General features: G+C 60.0%; 17 protein-coding genes. 13 read left to right on the top strand and 4 right to left on the bottom strand.

Going from position 1 to position 17,696, the window contains the following annotated elements; genetic code table 11:
* Positions 1-7: 7 nt before the first annotated feature.
* The gene (locus GSQ77_RS11970) at positions 8-688 is read right to left on the bottom strand and encodes a heavy metal response regulator transcription factor (RefSeq protein ID WP_158902231.1); all 681 of its coding nucleotides are present in this window, start codon (positions 686-688) and stop codon (positions 8-10) included.
* A 196-nt stretch (positions 689-884) separates the two neighbouring features.
* On the opposite strand from GSQ77_RS11970, the gene GSQ77_RS11965 reads away from it, so the two are divergent.
* The 12 genes from GSQ77_RS11965 to GSQ77_RS11910 all read left to right on the top strand — a co-directional run bounded on the left by GSQ77_RS11965 (position 885) and on the right by GSQ77_RS11910 (position 15,341).
* Positions 885-4,142, top strand: coding sequence for an efflux RND transporter permease subunit (locus GSQ77_RS11965; RefSeq protein ID WP_158902229.1), 3,258 nt, complete (start codon positions 885-887; stop codon positions 4,140-4,142).
* Between the two features lie 12 nt (positions 4,143-4,154).
* A complete protein-coding gene (locus GSQ77_RS11960) occupies positions 4,155-5,354 on the top strand; it encodes an efflux RND transporter periplasmic adaptor subunit (protein ID WP_158902226.1) in 1,200 nt (399 codons plus the stop codon).
* A complete protein-coding gene (locus GSQ77_RS11955) occupies positions 5,351-6,883 on the top strand; it encodes an efflux transporter outer membrane subunit (protein WP_158902224.1) in 1,533 nt (510 codons plus the stop codon). The genes GSQ77_RS11960 and GSQ77_RS11955 overlap by 4 nt, the downstream gene beginning before the upstream one ends.
* A gap of 162 nt (positions 6,884-7,045) precedes the next feature.
* Positions 7,046-9,229, top strand: coding sequence for a TonB-dependent receptor (locus GSQ77_RS11950; protein WP_158902222.1), 2,184 nt, complete (start codon positions 7,046-7,048; stop codon positions 9,227-9,229).
* 10 nt (positions 9,230-9,239) lie between these two features.
* Entirely contained in the window at positions 9,240-9,929 is a 690-nt protein-coding gene (locus GSQ77_RS11945; protein ID WP_158902220.1) for a MotA/TolQ/ExbB proton channel family protein, read from the top strand.
* Positions 9,930-9,931: 2 nt separating this feature from the next.
* Positions 9,932-10,333 carry a biopolymer transporter ExbD gene (locus GSQ77_RS11940; protein WP_254067561.1) on the top strand — a complete coding sequence of 134 codons (402 nt, stop codon included), beginning with the start codon at positions 9,932-9,934 and terminating at the stop codon, positions 10,331-10,333.
* A gap of 1 nt (position 10,334) precedes the next feature.
* Positions 10,335-11,054 carry a TonB family protein gene (locus GSQ77_RS11935; RefSeq protein ID WP_158902218.1) on the top strand — a complete coding sequence of 240 codons (720 nt, stop codon included), beginning with the start codon at positions 10,335-10,337 and terminating at the stop codon, positions 11,052-11,054.
* Positions 11,051-12,598 (top strand): alkaline phosphatase family protein, encoded by a 1,548-nt coding sequence (locus tag GSQ77_RS11930; RefSeq protein ID WP_158902216.1) that lies wholly within the window; start codon positions 11,051-11,053, stop codon positions 12,596-12,598. Before GSQ77_RS11935 ends, GSQ77_RS11930 begins: the two co-directional genes overlap by 4 nt.
* Before the next feature lie 14 nt (positions 12,599-12,612).
* The gene (locus GSQ77_RS11925; protein ID WP_158902214.1) at positions 12,613-13,326 is read left to right on the top strand and encodes a response regulator transcription factor; all 714 of its coding nucleotides are present in this window, start codon (positions 12,613-12,615) and stop codon (positions 13,324-13,326) included.
* The gene (locus tag GSQ77_RS11920; protein WP_158902212.1) at positions 13,313-14,686 is read left to right on the top strand and encodes a HAMP domain-containing sensor histidine kinase; all 1,374 of its coding nucleotides are present in this window, start codon (positions 13,313-13,315) and stop codon (positions 14,684-14,686) included. Before GSQ77_RS11925 ends, GSQ77_RS11920 begins: the two co-directional genes overlap by 14 nt.
* Before the next feature lie 93 nt (positions 14,687-14,779).
* Complete coding sequence (locus GSQ77_RS11915; RefSeq protein WP_158902210.1) at positions 14,780-14,968, top strand: hypothetical protein; 189 nt, start codon at positions 14,780-14,782, stop codon at positions 14,966-14,968.
* A gap of 43 nt (positions 14,969-15,011) precedes the next feature.
* On the top strand, positions 15,012-15,341 hold the full coding sequence (locus GSQ77_RS11910; protein WP_158902208.1) for a hypothetical protein: 330 nt from the start codon (positions 15,012-15,014) through the stop codon (positions 15,339-15,341).
* Here the strand turns inward: GSQ77_RS11910 and GSQ77_RS11905 are convergent.
* Positions 15,325-15,786 (bottom strand): hypothetical protein, encoded by a 462-nt coding sequence (locus tag GSQ77_RS11905; protein ID WP_158902206.1) that lies wholly within the window; start codon positions 15,784-15,786, stop codon positions 15,325-15,327. The genes GSQ77_RS11910 and GSQ77_RS11905 overlap by 17 nt on opposite strands.
* A gap of 100 nt (positions 15,787-15,886) precedes the next feature.
* On the opposite strand from GSQ77_RS11905, the gene GSQ77_RS11900 reads away from it, so the two are divergent.
* A complete protein-coding gene (locus GSQ77_RS11900; RefSeq protein ID WP_158902204.1) occupies positions 15,887-16,726 on the top strand; it encodes an AraC family transcriptional regulator in 840 nt (279 codons plus the stop codon).
* An 83-nt stretch (positions 16,727-16,809) separates the two neighbouring features.
* On the opposite strand, the gene GSQ77_RS11895 is transcribed toward GSQ77_RS11900, so the two are convergent.
* Positions 16,810-17,280 carry a DUF2000 domain-containing protein gene (locus GSQ77_RS11895; RefSeq protein ID WP_254067560.1) on the bottom strand — a complete coding sequence of 157 codons (471 nt, stop codon included), beginning with the start codon at positions 17,278-17,280 and terminating at the stop codon, positions 16,810-16,812.
* Between the two features lie 113 nt (positions 17,281-17,393).
* Positions 17,394-17,612 carry a hypothetical protein gene (locus GSQ77_RS11890; protein ID WP_158902202.1) on the bottom strand — a complete coding sequence of 73 codons (219 nt, stop codon included), beginning with the start codon at positions 17,610-17,612 and terminating at the stop codon, positions 17,394-17,396.
* Positions 17,613-17,696 lie beyond the last annotated feature (84 nt).

Here is a 17,696-nt window from a genome sequence, read left to right as displayed (position 1 = left end):
CGTTGGGCTAGACATCGGGCTGTTCCGTATCGAGCATGTAACCCACGCCTCGCACGGTATGGATCAGCTTGTCGGGAAACGCGTCGTCGATCTTGGCGCGCAAGCGTCGCACGGCCACCTCCACGACGTTGGTGTCGCTGTCGAAATTCATGTCCCACACATATGACGCAATTTGGGTACGGCTCATTACCTCGCCGCGCCGACGCGCCAGCAACTGCAACAACGAGAACTCGCGCGGGGTCAGTTCGATGCGCACGCCTGCACGTTTGACGCGGCGCCGGATCGAGTCGATTTCCAAATCGCCGACTACCGTCAGCTCCGCTTCGCGAGGCGGACCGCGCCGCACCAGTGTGCGCACCCGGGCCAGCAACTCGACAAACGCAAACGGCTTGACCAGGTAATCGTCGGCGCCCAATTCCAAGCCCCGAACCCGATCCTCGACATCGTCGCGCGCGCTCAAAAAAAGCACCGGTGTGGACTTGCGTGCCCGCAAGTCCTTTAGCATAGCCCAGCCGTCTTTGCGCGGCATCATCACGTCGAGCACAACCAGATCGTAGTCATCCTCCAGCGCCAGGTGCAGACCGTCCACGCCGTCGCGCGCGAGTTCGACGGAAAAGCCCGACTCTTCCAGGCCTTTCTTCAGGTATTCACCTGTCTTCAGTTCATCTTCGACGATCAGGACACGCATCGGCTTTCTCCTTTGTTGCCGCAGCTTCGGTTCGATAAATGATACCTGCATCGCTCCACTGTGATGATTACAAATTCGTAATCCTCTTGACACCTCGGCGCGCGACTCCGCTCGCTAGACTGCCCGCTAACTGCACGATGCGCCCGTTGCAGCCCCGCCGTTTTTTGTCCAGGCCGATGAATAAGGAACCCGCACCATGTGGATCGTAAAAGTCGCTTTGCGCCGCCCTTATACCTTTATCGTGTTGGCCTTGCTGTTGCTGATCGTTGGGCCGCTGATGATACTGCGCACACCCGTCGATATTTTTCCCAACATCGACATTCCCGTGCTGAGTGTCGTCTGGACCTATAACGGCATGTCGGCGGAAGACATTTCGCATCGGATCGTTGCCCCCTATGAGCGGGCCTTGACCTCGGACGTGGGCGACATCGAACACGTCGAGTCGCAGTCGCTCAACGGCGTGGCCGTCATCAAGATCTTTTTCCATCCCGGCGCCGATATCACGCGCGCATTGGCCGAGGCGTCGAGCAGCGCACAAAGCTTGTTGCGCGTATTGCCGCCGGGCACGTTGCCACCGCTGGTGCTGACCTACAACGCGTCCACGGTGCCGATCATGGAGCTTGCCTTGTCGAGCAAGACCTTGCCCGAACAGACGCTTTACGACCTGGGCAATAACTTCATCCGCACCCAATTGGCAACCGTGCAAGGCGCGGCGGTGCCTATCCCCTATGGCGGCAAGGTGCGCGAGATCGTGGTCGATATCAACCCGCAGGCATTGCAGGCTCATGGGCTGACACCGACTGACGTGGTCAATGCGGTGAATGCCCAAAACCTGATATTGCCTGGCGGTACGGCGAAGATCGGCACGTTCGAATACAACGTGAACATGAACGGCGGCGCCAAATCGGTCGCCGAACTCAACAACCTGCCGATCCGGACCGACGCCAACGGGACCGTGACTTACGTTCACGACGTCGCCAACGTGCGCGACGGATATGCGCCCCAGACCAACATCGTGCGCCATGACGGACAGCGGGCGGCCCTGCTCGAAGTCGAAAAGAGCGGCAACGTCTCCACGCTCGACGTGATCGCCCAGATCAAGCAGATGCTGCCGCACATCCGTGCACAGATGCCACGCGCGCTTGATATCGAAACGGTCACCGATCAATCGGTGTTCGTCAAATCCGCCGTGCAGGGTGTGGTCCGCGAAGGCTTGATCGCAGCGGGCCTCACAGCCGCGATGATCCTGGTGTTCCTGGGCAGTTGGCGAGCCACGTTGATTATCGCCATCTCGATCCCGCTGGCGATGGTCTCGTCGCTGATCATGCTCTCCTTGCTCGGCCAGACTATCAACATCATGACGCTGGGCGGCCTCGCGCTGGCAGTGGGTATTCTGGTCGACGACGCCACCGTCGCGATCGAAAACATCACTCACCATATCGAACAGGGTCAGCCCTTGTTGCAGGCGATACTCAATGGGTCGGGCGAAATCGCGATTCCTACGCTGGTCTCGACCTTGTCCATATGCATCGTGTTCGTACCGATGCTGCTGCTTCCCGGCGTTGCTCATTACCTTTTCACGCCGCTTGCCGAAGCGATCGTGTTTGCGATGCTGTCGTCGTATTTCCTGTCGCGCACCCTGATCCCGACCCTGGCCATGTATTTGCTGCGCGGTGCCCAATCGACCGGCGCGATCGACGCGAGTGACGCGACCGGCGCGGGTATCGCAGGGGGTGAGCGCAAGCCCAATCGCTTCGAACGATTCCAGAAGCGTTTCGAATCCCGGTTCGAGGCATTGCGCGTGCGGTATCAGGCCGTGCTCGAAGGCACGCTGCAACATTCGCGTGCATTTATCGTCGGGTTCCTGGTGTTCTGTGTTGCTTCGCTCGCATTGGTCCCGTTCCTGGGACGCGATTTTTTCCCGCAGATCGACTCCGGCCAGATCAAACTGCACATGCGCGCCAAAACCGGCACCCGGATCGAGCAAACCGCGGTGATTGCCGATCGGGTCGAAACCCGCATACGCTCCATGATACCGGCCAACGAGCTGCAGACCATCGTCGACAACATAGGCTTGCCCACCAGCGGCATCAATTTGTCGTACAGCAGCTCGGCGCCGATCGGTAGCGCGGATGCCGACATCCTGATCACGCTCAACGCGCATCATCATCCGACCGCGCAATACGTGAGCCAACTGCGCGAGAAGCTCGGACAACAATTTCCCGACGTGACGTTCTCGTTCCTGCCGGCCGACATGGTCAGCCAGATCCTGAATTTTGGCCTGCCTGCACCCATCGATATCCAGGTGATCGGCAACAACCTGGACCAGAACCGGGCCTTCGCCGACACCTTGCTGTCACGCTTGCACAAAGTCCAGGGGCTGGTCGATCTGCGCATTCAACAACCGGCGGACCTGCCCGAGATTGACGTGGACGTGGATCGCACCAAGGCATTGCAGGCCGGCCTGCAGCAACAGGATGTCGCGCGCAGCCTGCTGATCGCGCTGTCCGGCAGCTCGCAAACATCCCCCAACTTTTGGCTCAGCCCGCAAAACGGCGTGAGCTATCCGGTGATGACCGAGGTGCCGCAATACGATGTGAATTCGCTGCAGGCGCTGGCCAACATCCCTTTGGCCACGAACGCCACGCCGTTCACGGGCGGCATGGGCAGCAATGCAGGGCACATCGAGGGCGTGCTGGGCTCGCTCGGCACATTCCATCGAACCAGCCAGCAGGCGGTCGTGACGCATTACAACGTGCAACCGGTAATCGACATCTATGGGTCGGTGCAAGGCCGCGACCTCGGTGGCGTTGCCGACGACGTCAACCGCATCGTCGACTCCGCCAGGCAAGATCTGCCGCGCGGCGCGCAAGTGGTGATTCGCGGGCAGGTGCAGACCATGCAAGCGTCGTTCGCGGGACTGGCCACCGGGATCTCGTTCGCGGTGCTGCTGGTGTATTTGCTGATGGTGGTGAATTTCCAGTCGTGGGTCGACCCGTTGATCATCATCACGGGGCTGCCCGGCGCCATGACCGGCATTCTCTGGATGCTGTTCGTCACACACACGACGGTAAGCGTGCCGGCGCTGACCGGGGCGATGATGTGCATCGGCGTGGCGACGGCAAACAGCATACTCGTGGTGAGCTTCGCGCGCGAAAAACTCGCGCATGGCCTCACGCCGATTCAGGCGGCATTGGCGGCCGGGACGAGTCGCTTCCGGCCGGTGCTGATGACCGCGCTCGCGATGATCATCGGTATGGTGCCGATGGCGATCGGCATGGGCGATGGCGGCGAACAAAACGCGCCCTTGGGCCGCGCCGTGATCGGCGGTTTGCTGTTCGGCACCACAGCCACCTTGATCTTCGTACCCGTCGTGTTCTCCGTGGTTCACAGCTGGCTGGCCAAACGGCGTCCGCTCACCGCGCTGCAATTCGATACCGACATTTTGCGTTGATTGGAGCCGTTCATGTCTAGACAATTTCCCAAGTTTGCGTCTGAAAGGGATGCACTTCCGGATGCACTTCACCGGGCCGCGCCCCGGCGTAGCGGACTCATCGTGCTGGCCGCTACCGGGCTCGGTCTGGCGCTATGCGCAGGAATCTGGCCACGCCTCGATGCGCAAGCGGCGCTTGCGCGCCAGACCGCCGCGCTTGCCGTGCCCACCGTGCAAGTGACCAAGCCCAGCCCTGCAGCCGCGACTCAGGAACTGGTGTTGCCGGCCGATATCGAAGCCGAGCGGCAAACTCCGATTTTTGCGCGCACTGACGGCTATTTGAAAAGCTGGTCCGCCGATATCGGTACCCATGTGAAAGCTGGGCAATTGCTCGCCGTCATCGACGCGCCCGAGGTCGACGACCAATTGCGCCAGGCGCGTGCCGACGAACAACAGGCGCTGGCCAACTCGCAGTTGGCGCAGGTTACGGCACAACGCTGGCAGCAACTACTGCAAACCAACTCGGTGTCACGCCAGGAAACCGATATAAAGGTCAGCGATGCGCAGGCCAAGCAAGCGCTGTTGGCCTCGACGCAGGCCAACGTGGGCCGCCTCGCGCAACTGCAATCCTACGAGAAAGTTGGCGCGCCGTTCGACGGCATCATTACGGCACGCAACACCGATGTCGGGGCGTTGATTCAAGCCGGTAGTGCCGCGGGGCCTGTCAAAGAGTTGTTCGATATCGCAACGACGAGCACGCTGCGGGTCTACGTGGACGTCCCGCAAGATGATTCCGCCACCAGCGTCGACGGTATCGCCGCTTACCTCACGCTGCCCCAATTCCCGGGACGCACCTTCCCTGGCACGATCGCGCGCAACACCGGGACGATCAACGCAGTGACCCGCACCTTGCGCGTCGAGGTGGACATTCCCAATCCCGGCTCGACCATGCTACCTGGCTCCTACGGACAGATCCACATGGCACTGCCCACTGCACATCCCGGTTACTCGCTGCCCGTCAATACCTTGCTCTATCGACCGCAGGGCGTGCAGGTGGCAACCGTCGATGCGCAGGGCAAGGTGGCGTTGAAAACCCTCACACTGGGGCGCGACTTCGGCACCCGCATCGAAGTGCTGACCGGCTTGAGTCCGAACGATAGCGTGATACTCAACCCCAGCGATTCGATTGCGCAGGGCGAATCGGTGCGCGTCGATACGAGTGCGGCGTCATGAAAAAATATACCGTCAAACTCGCCCCGCTAGTGGGCGTGTGTACCGCCGCGCTTTTGCTCGGCGGCTGCATGGTCGGTCCGACTTATGTCCGCCCGCAAGTCACCGTTCCGGCACAGTATAAGGAGCAAACGCGAGAGCAAATGCGCCCGGCAAGCGGGGAAGCCGCCCAGGGAACCCATACTCAAACCGCTGCACCGGCCGCCGGTTGGACCCAAGCGCAACCCGACGACAACGCACTGCGCGGACCATGGTGGAAGATCTTCGGCGACCCTCAACTGGATCACCTGGAAGATCAGGTCAATGTGTCCAACCAGAATGTGCAGAAAGCCATTGCCGTGCTTGACCAAGCTCGCTCAGGCATCGACTTTGCGCACGCGGGGTTTTCCCCGAGCGTCGACGTTGGGGCGGCCACCAGCCGCACACACTACTCGCGCAACGTGATCGACTCAGCCAAGTCCGGCAACACGATTTCCGATTACGCCACCGCGCTCGACGTTTCGTGGGAGCCGGATCTGTGGGGCAAGATACGGCACACAGTAGACGCCGCCCGTGCCAACGAGCAAGCCAGCGCCGCCGATCTCGAAGGGGTGCGGCTAAGCATGCATGCGGAGCTGGCGGTGGATTACTTCAATTTGCGCGGCGTGGATGCCTCGGCGAAATTGTTGGCCGATACCACCGCGGCATTCGAGCAGACCGTGCAATTGACTACCAATCGTTTCAACGCCGGTATCGCCTCGCAATCGGATGTGGCTCAGGCCCAAACTCAACTCGAAGCGACTCAGGCCCAGGAACTCGATCTGGGCGTGATGCGCGCGCGTTATGAACATGCGGTAGCCACATTGATCGGGCAACCGGCTTCCTTATTTTCGCTGCCCAGCGCGCAAGCCGATTTCACACCGCCCGACATTCCGCTTGGGATTCCTACTCAGTTGTTGGAGCGTCGTCCCGATGTGGCCGCGGCCGAGCGTCACATGGCAGCGGCCAACGCACAAATCGGCGTGGCCCAGGCGGCCTTCTACCCTGACCTGCTCCTGGCGGTCAGTGGTGGCGCGGAAAGCTCGGCGCTGTCGAGCTTGTTGAGCGCGCCCTCGCGCATGTGGACCATTGCACCCGCGCTGATCGCGCCGCTTTTCGATGGTGGAGCGCGACGTGCAACGCTGCATGGCGCCCAAGCGCAATTCGCCGAGAACGTCGCCGACTACAAGCAAACGGTCTTGAGTGCCTTCCAGGAAGTGGAGGACAACCTCGCCGCGCTGCGCATCCTGCAACAGGAAGCGGCCAAGCAAGACGAGGCGGTGAAATCTGCAGAACAAGCCTTGAGCTTGGAGCTGAATCAATATCGGATTGGCAGTGTCGGCTATCTCGACGTGGTAACGGCGCAAAGCACCGCACTCTCCAATGAGCGCATCGAGGTCGATCTGATGCGCCGACGCATGGACGCAAGCGTACAACTGATCAAGGCACTAGGAGGCAGTTGGCAAGGGCTGGGGTCGCAACAGGCACTTCCGTCCCAACCCGCACCAGCCTAGCCGCTACCGTCAATGATAGCGCTCACTGTAGTTGTCAGACACGCCGTTTAACTTCGTAAGTTTCGCGTCACGTCAACTAAACAAGCACCCTTTAAGATCCGGTCGAGCTTGCAGAACACCGCACAGCGTCGAATCGTCTACCTGATCTTGAAGGAATCAATAATGTCTCGCAGGCACCCGTTAACTCGCAGGAAGCGGCTGACTACCCTAATACTCGCTACCCTCTCGGCAACCGCTCTGAACAACGCTCATGCACAGAGCACCACCGATCTAGGGTCGGTTCAAAGCAGCGCTACCACCACGAGCACTAACGATGGCACGCCTGCCAAGCAGGCGTCTGCGGCCTACCAGGCGCCCACGCAAGGCTCATTGATCGCGACGCAACCGCAATCGATCATTAGTCAGCATTACATCGAAAACAATGCGGCTCCGACCGCCAACTATAGCGACATCATCCAGATATCGCCGAGTGTGTCGGACATCGACCCCAATGGACCCGGGCTAATGGAGTCGCAAGGCCTGTCGATTCGCGGCTTCACCGACGGTCAATATAACGTGACGTTCGACGGTGTGCCTTGGGGCGATTCGAACGACTTTACCCACCATTCGACTTCGTACTTTACGTCGCAGAACATCGGAAGCGTGACCGTGGATCGCGGTCCCGGCGACGCGCGCACGGTAGGCGACGCGACCTTCGGCGGCACGATCTCGATTCAATCCAAAGACCCTTCCACGGTCGCCACGTTTACGCCATCGATCTCGTACGGCAGTTGGAATACCCTGGTCGCTGGTGCGACTTACAACACCGGCGTGTTGCCGCAACTCGGCGACGCGCGCGCCATGTTTTCGTACAGCCAGACCACCAGCGACGGCTATTTGACCGATGCGAATCAGCAGCGTCAAAACTATTTCGTGAAGCTGGAAAAACCGATTGGCGACGACACGCTGGTGACCTTTGTCGCCACCTACAATCACGTCCACCAGAATGTTTCCGTGGGTGCGACCAAAGCGCAGATCGCCCAGTTCGGCCCGGATTTCGGTTTGAATAACGACCCCACGAGCCAGGCTTTTTCTGGCTACAACACCGACGATATCCATACCGACTTCGAGTATCTCGGCGTGCAAACACGCGTTTCAAGCTGGCATATCGACAACAAGCTTTACACGTATGCGTACTATCACAGCGGTTTCAACGGCGAAGATCCCAACGGGGAGACACCGAACGGCACGGTTTTCGGTGCCAATAACGTACCGGGCCAGCACCTGTTGAACGACTACCGCTCGGTTGGCGATATCTTCAAAGCCTCTCGCGAAGTCGGCCCCGGCACTTTGACGCTCGGCGCCTGGGTCGACCATCAGGTCAACACGCGCTCCCTGCTCGAGATCGACGACACGCTGGGCGGTGTGCTCAACGGCACGCAGGCAAGTGCCACGGACCGTGCGCAGAACGACACCTTGCTGACCTTGCAGCCGTTCGTCGAATATGAATGGAAACTGCCTTTCAACTTGTCGCTCGATTCCGGCCTGAAGTACGTTTCATTCAAGCGCGATATCAATGCCGACGTCAACCAGGGTACCGGCGAGCCGCTCGTTTTCGGACACACCTTCAGCAAACTGCTGCCTTCGTTGGCATTGCATGAGCGCATCAATAGCAATTGGAGCGCCTATGCGCAATACGCGAAAGGCTACCTGGCGCCGAACCTGAACGTGTTTTTTGTTCCGGACCCGACAGTGTCCGGCCAGCCCGATCCGGAAGAAACCGACAACTATCAAATCGGTACGACGTACAAATCCGATCGCTTGACCGCCTCGGCCGACATCTACTACATCAATTTCATCAACGCTGTCGAAAGTCGGACGGTAGGCGGGCAAACCGAATTCTTCAACGCGGGCGGTGCGATCTACAAGGGCATCGAGACCGAGGCAACCTATTACCTGGGTCAAGGCTTCAGCCTGTACGGCAACCTGACGTTCAACGATGCCAAGCAAAAAGGCACCGACGATTGGCTGCCGAATGCGCCGAACAAAACTGCCGCCGCCGGCGTTATCTATGAACGTGGCCCGCTTTATAGCTCGCTGATCATGAAGTTCGTTGGCCATGAGTTTGGCGACACCGGCAATACCCAGCCCATAGGCGGCTTTGCGGTCACGAATTTCGCTGCGGCTTATACGTTCAAGCAACCGACGACGTGGATGCGCAATACCCGAGTCGGCTTCCAGGTCTACAACCTGTTCAATCGGACCAGCATCGATGCGCTCGCAGGCTTTACCGCGGCCGACAACACACCGCTGTACTGGACGGTTCCCGGCCGTGCCTTCACCGTCACCTTATCAACCGATTTCTAACCACTGAACCATGTCCATCGACAACCTGCTCCACCTCGCAAGCTCATCCGGTGGCGTGCTGTACGCGTTGCTGGCCATGCTCTTCGTCGCCTTGACGATCATTGTCGAACGTTACTGGTATCTGCATCGTGCGGCGCGCTCCAGCCGGCAGGCGCTCCTCGAGATCAATCGACTCGATAGCCTCGACGCTCGCACGCTTGACGCGGTTGCCGCCAGATATGCGGACCAGCCGGTCGCGAGCGTATTGCAAGCGGCAGCGCGTTTTCACGCCGCCAGCTCAAGCGAAAAACTCGCCGCGCACCTTGACGAAGCCATCATGCTGGAGGCGCCCCGCATCGACCGTTTGCTGTGGGTACTCGACACGATCGTGACCTTGGCCCCGCTACTCGGTTTGCTGGGCACCATCATCGGCATGTTCAATGCGTTCCAGGTCTTGTCCGACCCCGGCAACGCACCGACGCAGGTGACCGGTGGCGTTGCCGAAGCCTTGCTGGCGACGGCGTCGGGTCTTTTCGTCGCAATGATCGGACTGGTGTTCTTCAACGGGCTGCACAACCGGGTACGCGGCATCGTCCATCAGCTCGAAACCTCGAAGGTGATGCTGGTCAACCGCCTGGCGGTGCATGCACCGCTCGAGCATCTCAAGGAGGTGCGCAGCGCTCGTGCAATAAGCGCCCAGCTCGCGCAGCAAGGATCCTGAGCATGATGAAATATTTCGAGCCGCGCAAGGCACGCATCGAGATCATCCCGATGATAGACATCATGTTCTTCATGCTGGTGTTCTTCATCATGGTCACGCTGCACATGATTCCCAATGCGGGCCTGCGCACGCAGCTTCCCAATAGCGCCAACACGCAGCAACTGCCACCGCCCAAAGTACTGGTGACACTGGCCGCGGACGGCAGCGTCTCGGTCGATGGCAACACGTTGAATCCTGCTCAATTGACCGCCCTGCTGGCAAAGCAGGCTGATCCGGCCAAGACCTTCGTGACCATCGCCGGCGCCAAAGACGCTCAATTGCAAAAACTCGTGACGGTCATGGATGCCTGCCACGCAGCCGGCGTGACGCAAATCGCATTGGCCGCGCAGCCGGCGGGACAGTGATATGGCAACTCCGTTTTTGCTGACGCGAGGCTCGGATTCTTCGCGTCTGTTCGGCGCAGCGGCGATTGCAGTGGTAGTCGAACTTGGCGCTTTGGGGATCGTGCTTTGGCTGTTGATCGCACATCGTCCGCCGATCAAGCCGGCTACTGCGTTGACGCTTCTTATGGCACCGCCGCAGGAAGCGGCCGTGAGCAAGCCGATTACGCCGCCGGTGCTGAAACCTCTACCCCAACCCGAGCCTCGACCTCAACCGCATCGCCAGATTACTCCGCTCAAGCGTGTCGAACCTCAGCATCAGGTGCCCACACCCGTGACGCCCGCGCCGTTGCCTATTGCGGCGCCCAGCATGGCTCCAAGCGCACCGCCACCTGCCCCACCCGTGGCGCCCCCGAGCTTGCCTACGCCACCCGTATCTTTACCCAGCGCACCCGACGCGACGTTCGATAACGCCCTGCGCACTGCGATTCAAACCGCTCTGCGCTATCCCGACTCGGCGCGCATGGCCGGCATCTCAGGACGCACCCGGGTCGCTTTCAAGTACCGCGATGGGCGGCCATCAGATGAAACCGTCGTCCAGACGAGCGGCAGTGCCGCGCTCGACAGGGCTGCGCTGGCCGCCGTACGCGACGCCGTCATGCCCAAACCCGCACCGGCATTTGCCGGGAAGACGCTCTCCGAGCTCGTGTGGGTCACTTTTACCTTGAACAACGACAACGAATGAAAACCTTATTCAACAAACGCCATCTCGTAAGCTGCGCGGCTGCTTTTTTGCAACTGTCCACCGGTATCGCTTCGTCGTACGCCGCCACGTCCCTGCCTGCCGGCGCGCCGGTTCATCATGTCCTGCTGGTGAGCATCGACGGTCTGCACGCCATCGATCTCGCCCGTTTCATTGCCGGGCACCCCGACAGCACACTGGCGCACCTTGCACAGCAGGGTATCAATTACAGTAACGCACACACCGTTTCGCCCGCCGATTCGTTCCCTGGGCTGCTCGCCCTCGTGACCGGCGGAACACCCGCGGTGACCGGCGTCTATTACGACGAGACTTACGATCGTGCGCTTTCTGCGGCCGGTTCCGATTGCAGCAAAGTGGGCACCAAGGTGGTCTACAACGAGGGCGTGGACTTGGTGGATAAATCGAGCAAAGACGTAAGCATCGACCCGGCCAAACTACCGCTGGACCCGCAACGAGGATGTACACCGGTCCTGCCGCACAGCTACCTGCGCGTCAATACCGTCTTCGAAGTGATCCGGCAAGCCGGTGGATATACCGCGTGGGCCGACAAGCATCCGACCTATGAAATCGTCAACGGCCCGTCCGGCAAGGGGGTTGACGATCTCTTCGTGCCCGAGATCGGCGCGAACTTCGAAGGCTCGAACGGTAGCCGCGGCGAGGAGATCACGGGTTCCGTGGAAAGTACCGAAGCGTACGATGCGTTCAAGGCACGTGCCGTCGTGAACCAGATCGACGGGCGGACTCACGACGGCCACATGTCCGCGCCGGTGCCGAATATATTCGGCTTGAATATGCAGGCGCTCAATGTTGCGCAAAAGCTCAGCGGCTACCGCAACGCCGAGGGCGTAGCGACGCCCGGCGTCGATGCGGCGCTTGCCCACTGTGACGAACTGCTCGGTGGGTTCGTCGCCGAGTTGTCGAAAACCGGCCTGGCCGACGACACGCTGATCATCGTTACCGCCAAGCACGGTAATGGCCCGATCGACCGGACACTGCTCAAAAAGATCGATACGGCCGCCCTGAAACAAACGATCGAGGCAGCCGCACCCGGTAGCACGGCTCAACTTGCGGTCGACCACGGCGCGTTGGTGTGGCTACGCGACCCTTCCAAGACCGCCGTCGTCGCAGCAGCACTCAAGGCGCATGCAGCCCAACTCGGCATTACCGACGTCCTGAGCGGCACCCGACTCGCTCTGCAATTCCCCTCTGCGCTGACCGATAACCGCTCCCCCGATATCGTGATCTTGTCGGGCGAAGGTGTCATCTATGCGAAACCGAATGCGGGAAAACTCGTCGAACATGGCGGTTTTCACGAAGATGACACACATGTCGGGTTACTTGTCTCTAACCCACGCTTGAAAGCCACGAATCGTCAGGTTGTATTTCCCGTCTCGACGACGCAGGTTGCCCCCACCCTACTCAGCGCACTTGGCCTTTCCCCCGCGAGCCTGCAGGCCGTGGCACTGGAAGGTACGGCAGCGTTGCCGGGGGTAAGCTGGCAGAATTCGAGCGCGGCCGCCCAGTAATTACCGAGGTTGGAATGACGGAACACCCATCAGGTCGGCAACAATCGACTCGCGTGCTCGTGGTTGAGGATGACGATATAACGGCCGGAGAAATTTTGGCCGCGCTGCACGATCACGGTTTCTCGGCGCAGCGAACAGCCACCGGACATGAAGGATTGCTTCATGCGTTGAGCGGGACTTTTCATATCATCGTGCTTGATCGCATGTTGCCGGGTATCGATGGGCTTTCGATTCTTACTACGATGCGCAATGTCGGCGTCGACACCCCGGTTTTGGTGCTGAGCGCCCTCAATGCGGTCAACGAACGCGTGCGTGGTCTGCACGCGGGCTGTGACGATTACTTGACCAAGCCCTTTAGCTTTCTTGAGCTGACTGCCAGGCTGGATGCGCTTTTGCGACGTGGGGTCGATACCCCGGAGCCGGGGGCATTGCGCGTCGGAGACCTCGAACTCGACAGCGTACGACACACGGCGACCCGCGGATGCGTCACCGTCGAGCTGAAGCCGCGCGAATTCAAACTCCTCGAGTACCTGATGCGGCATGCCGATCAGGTTGTTACCCGGACGCTGCTATTCGAAGCGGTATGGAATTACCCTGCCGATGCACAGACCAATGTCATCGATGTCCACATGAGTCAACTGCGTCGCAAGATCATGCTCGACGGTCAGCGACCCTCCATGATCCACACCGTTCGCGGTTCAGGATATGTACTCCGTGCCAGCGACTAATCGTACTCTGTGGCGCAGTCCTTCGACGATATGGCTCTTTCTTGGCCTGTTCGTGCTCGCCGAAATCATCCTGTTCTGCGTTGTGTACTGGTTGATCAGCAACTACCTCGTCCAACAGGTTGACGAACGGCTGGTCCGTGAAGCACACCAGTTGATCGTGCGTACACCGCGCGACGCGTACATCAATATCGACGATCGCGGCAAACGCGAGGTGGCGGCTATCCGACCTTATGGTTTATTCGAGCAGAACGGCACGCATCTGGCCGGCAACATCATCGAAGCGCCGCCGACTGCCCAGGACTGGAAACCCTACGACTACTCGCAAGTCGTACAAATCGAGCATAAGTTCAAGCGTAGACCTTTCCGGGCCATCGCAGCGCCATTGGCGAACGGCCAGCGGGCCGTGGTCGGCCAAGCCATGGACGAGATCGAAAGCTTCGACAAAATGCTGACGCACATTGTGCTCGGCGGATTGGCCTTCACGATCCTGCTGGGTCTGAGCTATGGCGCCGCATTGAATTCACTATCGAAGCGCCGCATCCGGGCAATCAGTGAAGCGAGCCGGGAAATTGTCGCGGGCCGACTCGAACAACGTTTGCCGGTGCGAGGATCGAATGATGACATGGACCGCCTGGCCGTCGTTGTCAATTCCATGCTGGACGACATCGAGCGGCTGGTCAACGAGGTGCGCAGCGTGTGCGCGGGAATTGCCCATGAACTACGCACGCCCATGACGCGTTTGCGCGGCGGGTTAGAGCGCGTGCGCCGCCGTTCATCCGATCCGGATGAATACGGTACCGCGATCGATGACGCGATCGCTCAATCGGATCAAGTGTTGGTTCGTTTTTCGGCTTTGTTGCGCATTGCCGAAGTCGAAGCTCATGCGCGGCGTGCCAGTTTCTGCAGGGTGCCGATCGCAACGGTGCTGCGCGACGTCATCGAACTCTATGAACCGCTCGCGCAAGAGCGCGCTCTGCATTTGTCGCTCGATCTCTGCAGTGACGCTGAAGATATCGAACTGCTGGGTGACCCGGCTTTGCTTTTTGGGGCGATCAAGAATCTGGTCGATAACAGCTTGAAGTTTACGCCTGTAGGCGGAATCGTGACGGTGTCGCTGTCCCCGAGCGACAGCGCAGTGCTGATCGAGATATCCGATACGGGGCCCGGCATCGAACTCGACGAACGCCAAGCCGTGCTGCGGCCGTTTTACCGCAGCAAATTACACCTTGAGGGATTCCAGACCGGGCACGGACTCGGTTTGAGCCTGGTCGCAGCGATCGCCAGACTGCACGGAGCGTTGCTCTCCATCGAAGACGGTACACCAGGGTGTAGCGTGAAACTGTGCTTTGCCAGGGTCTGAGCTATTCAGTCGGATATTCGACCAGGCAACTTCAGGCGCGTCTCTTGCTTTCCCTTCCATAGGATCCAGCTCAGTCATGGAAGGGAGGATGCCATGCAATGCCACTCAATCGCAAAGTCCATCGGTCGGGAATCGCTGACATTTTCACCGAACGCCAGTTTCGCGGTGCATCCGAAGCCTCCTGGCACCGAGCCACCGGATGAGGACGCGCAGGAAGAAGACTCCGAGCCCGGCGAGCCACCGGAGCCGGTGCAAACGCCCAAGAACCCCGGTGACGCGTAAAAACGGCACAAATTTGCAAGAATGACTTCCGCAGGAGTTCATCATGAGCGAACGCAGAAAAATCGATATCAGCGAGTTTGTTCCGCCCACGGCCGTGCGCTTGGCAATCTCCTACCAGGTCTTACCGGTCAGCGGCACCGCGCTGCTATATCGCTTCAAAGGCGATTTGACGCCCGCCGTGCTCAAAGGACCGGGCGGCCACCTTTCGATCGAACTGGCCGTCCCGGCGATTGAAGTCGAGCTGTTGGATGGCACGCAGGCTTGCAAGATCACGGCGCTCAGATACGAAGAATTTGCAGCAGTCCTGATTGATAACGACATCGTCTTATCCAGTGACTTGACCTCCAACCCGGTATCTAACTCAACGCGATAATTTCGATACCTGCCGTCGCGATCGGCGTCCATTTTTCGGCCGCCGCGAGCATGCGCTCCACTGCCGCCTGGGCAATCGTCGCGTCGTTTCCGGCACTCCCTTCCACGCTCGTTGACTCGATGCCGAATACAGCTTTGATGGCCGATTCATTCACCTTTTCGAATGTGACCGGAAGTATCATGAACCCCACCGGCTTCGCCTCATACCAGAGCTCCATGCGCACGCCAAAGCGTAAATTCTTGCCATCGAATGTCCACGCCGCTCCGGCGTCGGGCATGGCCCATGTCCCCGCCGTGGTTTCGGTAACGAGCGTCAAATTGGCACCCTCCCCGAGAGTCTGTTTCAGACCGGCCAACAACGAACCCGCGTGCTCGAGCAGCGACGTACGTGTCAGCACGAAGATATCGAGCTTGCGCTGTATCTCTTCTTCGATAGGATTGGGCATTTTGGTTCGCCTGGTGGATGCTTGATTGAGCCGAACGTTTAGATCTTACTGCGATGCCGGTACACTGTCGTCTTCTGATCGACCAACCTGGGGCGGCGGCATGGCGGCACAGCAAAGCAATAGCGAAACCACGATCTGGCAAGCGCCCGAACTCGGTGCCGCATTGCTGCGCGGCCGCTTCACCAACTTTTCCTACGACGTGCATACGCACGACACCGCATGTTTCGCGCTGCTCACATGGGGGTCGATCCGCATCAAGATGCGCGGTAGCGAGTTCGTGGCGCGGCGTGGCGATCTGTACGCGATCGACGCGGACGAACCGCACGCTGGTGGGCCGGTCGACTTGCACGGCTGGTCGCAACGCACGCTCTACGTCGACCTGAATTACCTGCGAGCACTGGTCGGCGACGAACGCGTATCGAGGTCGGTCACGCTCGCGGGACCAATCATCCGGGACCGCGCGCTATGCTCGACCTTGTACGGTGTACATCGTTGCTCGCAAGAACGGGGCCCGGCGCTGTATCGCGAGGAACGCTATTTGGCGTTCGCGGCGCGCTTGCTGCAGCGGCACGCGTCGAATACCGCGCCGCCCGTGGTTGTCGGGCGCGAAGATCGCGCCGTGAAACTGGCGCGCGACTTCCTGACCGATCACCTGGATGTATCGGTACATTTGACCGATATCGCCAGCGCCGCGGGTTTGCCGCCCTACCGGCTGTTCCGCGCTTTCAATCGTGCGACGGGCATGACGCCTCATGGTTTTCAGCGTCAAGCCCGCGTCCGATATGCCATGGATTTGATCAAGTCGGGACTAGCGTTGGCCGAGGTGGCCGCCGCCGCCGGCTTTACGGACCAAGCGCATCTGACTCGCCACTTCCGGCGCATGATGGGTGTCACGCCTGGAAGCTATAAGGTAGCAATGCGGGCGGCGATCCGCGTGTGAGGAACATGTCCGAACGTCGCCCGTGAGTGTCATGCATCATGCGTTACGCCATGAGCGCCAGTCGTGAACGTCATCTGCAAACCTCATTTCAGCAGTTCCAGGTGCGCCACAGCCTTGCTGATCGGCTTCTTCGCCCCGATCAGCGCCACGCCGACATAGCTCAGATGCACAGTGTGAACGGCCGCGACCGCGTCCCGAAACGCCGCGTAGTTGGTGGTTTGCTGCCCTTGCTCCGGAAAATCGACGATATCGCAGCCTAGGGTGATTGCTTGGCTGCGCAGGGAGGATAACTCCTCCCGACTGGCCGCCAGCACCGGGATGCCGATCGGGATCAAGCCGGGATGCGAGTGCTCGCTCGCATCGATCAAGGGCTCGCCCACCAGCCCCGGGTGCCGCTGTCCGATGGTCAGCGCGATAACGGCCGCGGCATTGGCGGCTTTGCCTGGCGGCAACGCGCGATCCAGCACGATGACACAGCGCTGGGGTTTCTCCACATGCTCGGGTATCGGGTCGAGTGTAGGCGCTGGAATAGGCGCGGGAATAGTGTATGTCACTGCAGACCTCCTGATCGATTGTACGGAGGTCTATTTTGGAAGCGGGCGATGCGGGTGTCTTGTATCCTATTGCAGCGGCGTCGCTCGCGCCGTTCTGTTCTTGCGGCTGCGCGTTACGTCACCAGCAGATCCAGTTGCGCCTCCGCAGCCGCCTTGGCCTGCATGAGTGCGGTCCCGCTATCGTCGACACCTTCTCGGCCGTTCGTGTACAGCCGATTCCATAAGGCGTAGCTCCAGGTCCATTGCCCGGACGGCCACTGCACCAAGGTCACGCGGTAGCATTTGCCCTGGTGTGAAAGCGCGACTTCGATAGTCATAGTTTCGGCAAGCATGGCATCACCTCACGGACGTTGCATTGACACTATTTTGTGAGGCTGCTTGTGGGCGATCTGTTCGGCAGCGTACGAAAATTGGTT

The organism is Burkholderia sp. L27(2015) (assembly GCF_009765705.1).
In the GTDB taxonomy this organism is placed as follows: domain Bacteria; phylum Pseudomonadota; class Gammaproteobacteria; order Burkholderiales; family Burkholderiaceae; genus LMUX01.
This window is presented reverse-complemented; position numbering and strand designations above follow the sequence as displayed.

Excerpts from the sequence above, each read along its gene's own strand:
- GSQ77_RS11890 (WP_158902202.1), bottom strand. The coding sequence starts at position 17,612 with ATGCTTGCCGAAACTATGACTATCGAAGTCGCGCTTTCACACCAGGGC.
- GSQ77_RS11910 (WP_158902208.1), top strand. The coding sequence starts at position 15,012 with ATGAGCGAACGCAGAAAAATCGATATCAGCGAGTTTGTTCCGCCCACG.
- GSQ77_RS11935 (WP_158902218.1), top strand. The coding sequence starts at position 10,335 with ATGGCAACTCCGTTTTTGCTGACGCGAGGCTCGGATTCTTCGCGTCTG.
- GSQ77_RS11970 (WP_158902231.1), bottom strand. The coding sequence starts at position 688 with ATGCGTGTCCTGATCGTCGAAGATGAACTGAAGACAGGTGAATACCTG.
- GSQ77_RS11945 (WP_158902220.1), top strand. The coding sequence starts at position 9,240 with ATGTCCATCGACAACCTGCTCCACCTCGCAAGCTCATCCGGTGGCGTG.
- GSQ77_RS11925 (WP_158902214.1), top strand. The coding sequence starts at position 12,613 with ATGACGGAACACCCATCAGGTCGGCAACAATCGACTCGCGTGCTCGTG.
- GSQ77_RS11965 (WP_158902229.1), top strand. The coding sequence starts at position 885 with ATGTGGATCGTAAAAGTCGCTTTGCGCCGCCCTTATACCTTTATCGTG.
- GSQ77_RS11940 (WP_254067561.1), top strand. The coding sequence starts at position 9,932 with ATGATGAAATATTTCGAGCCGCGCAAGGCACGCATCGAGATCATCCCG.
- GSQ77_RS11915 (WP_158902210.1), top strand. The coding sequence starts at position 14,780 with ATGCAATGCCACTCAATCGCAAAGTCCATCGGTCGGGAATCGCTGACA.
- GSQ77_RS11960 (WP_158902226.1), top strand. The coding sequence starts at position 4,155 with ATGTCTAGACAATTTCCCAAGTTTGCGTCTGAAAGGGATGCACTTCCG.
- GSQ77_RS11955 (WP_158902224.1), top strand. The coding sequence starts at position 5,351 with ATGAAAAAATATACCGTCAAACTCGCCCCGCTAGTGGGCGTGTGTACC.
- GSQ77_RS11905 (WP_158902206.1), bottom strand. The coding sequence starts at position 15,786 with ATGCCCAATCCTATCGAAGAAGAGATACAGCGCAAGCTCGATATCTTC.
- GSQ77_RS11900 (WP_158902204.1), top strand. The coding sequence starts at position 15,887 with ATGGCGGCACAGCAAAGCAATAGCGAAACCACGATCTGGCAAGCGCCC.
- GSQ77_RS11930 (WP_158902216.1), top strand. The coding sequence starts at position 11,051 with ATGAAAACCTTATTCAACAAACGCCATCTCGTAAGCTGCGCGGCTGCT.
- GSQ77_RS11950 (WP_158902222.1), top strand. The coding sequence starts at position 7,046 with ATGTCTCGCAGGCACCCGTTAACTCGCAGGAAGCGGCTGACTACCCTA.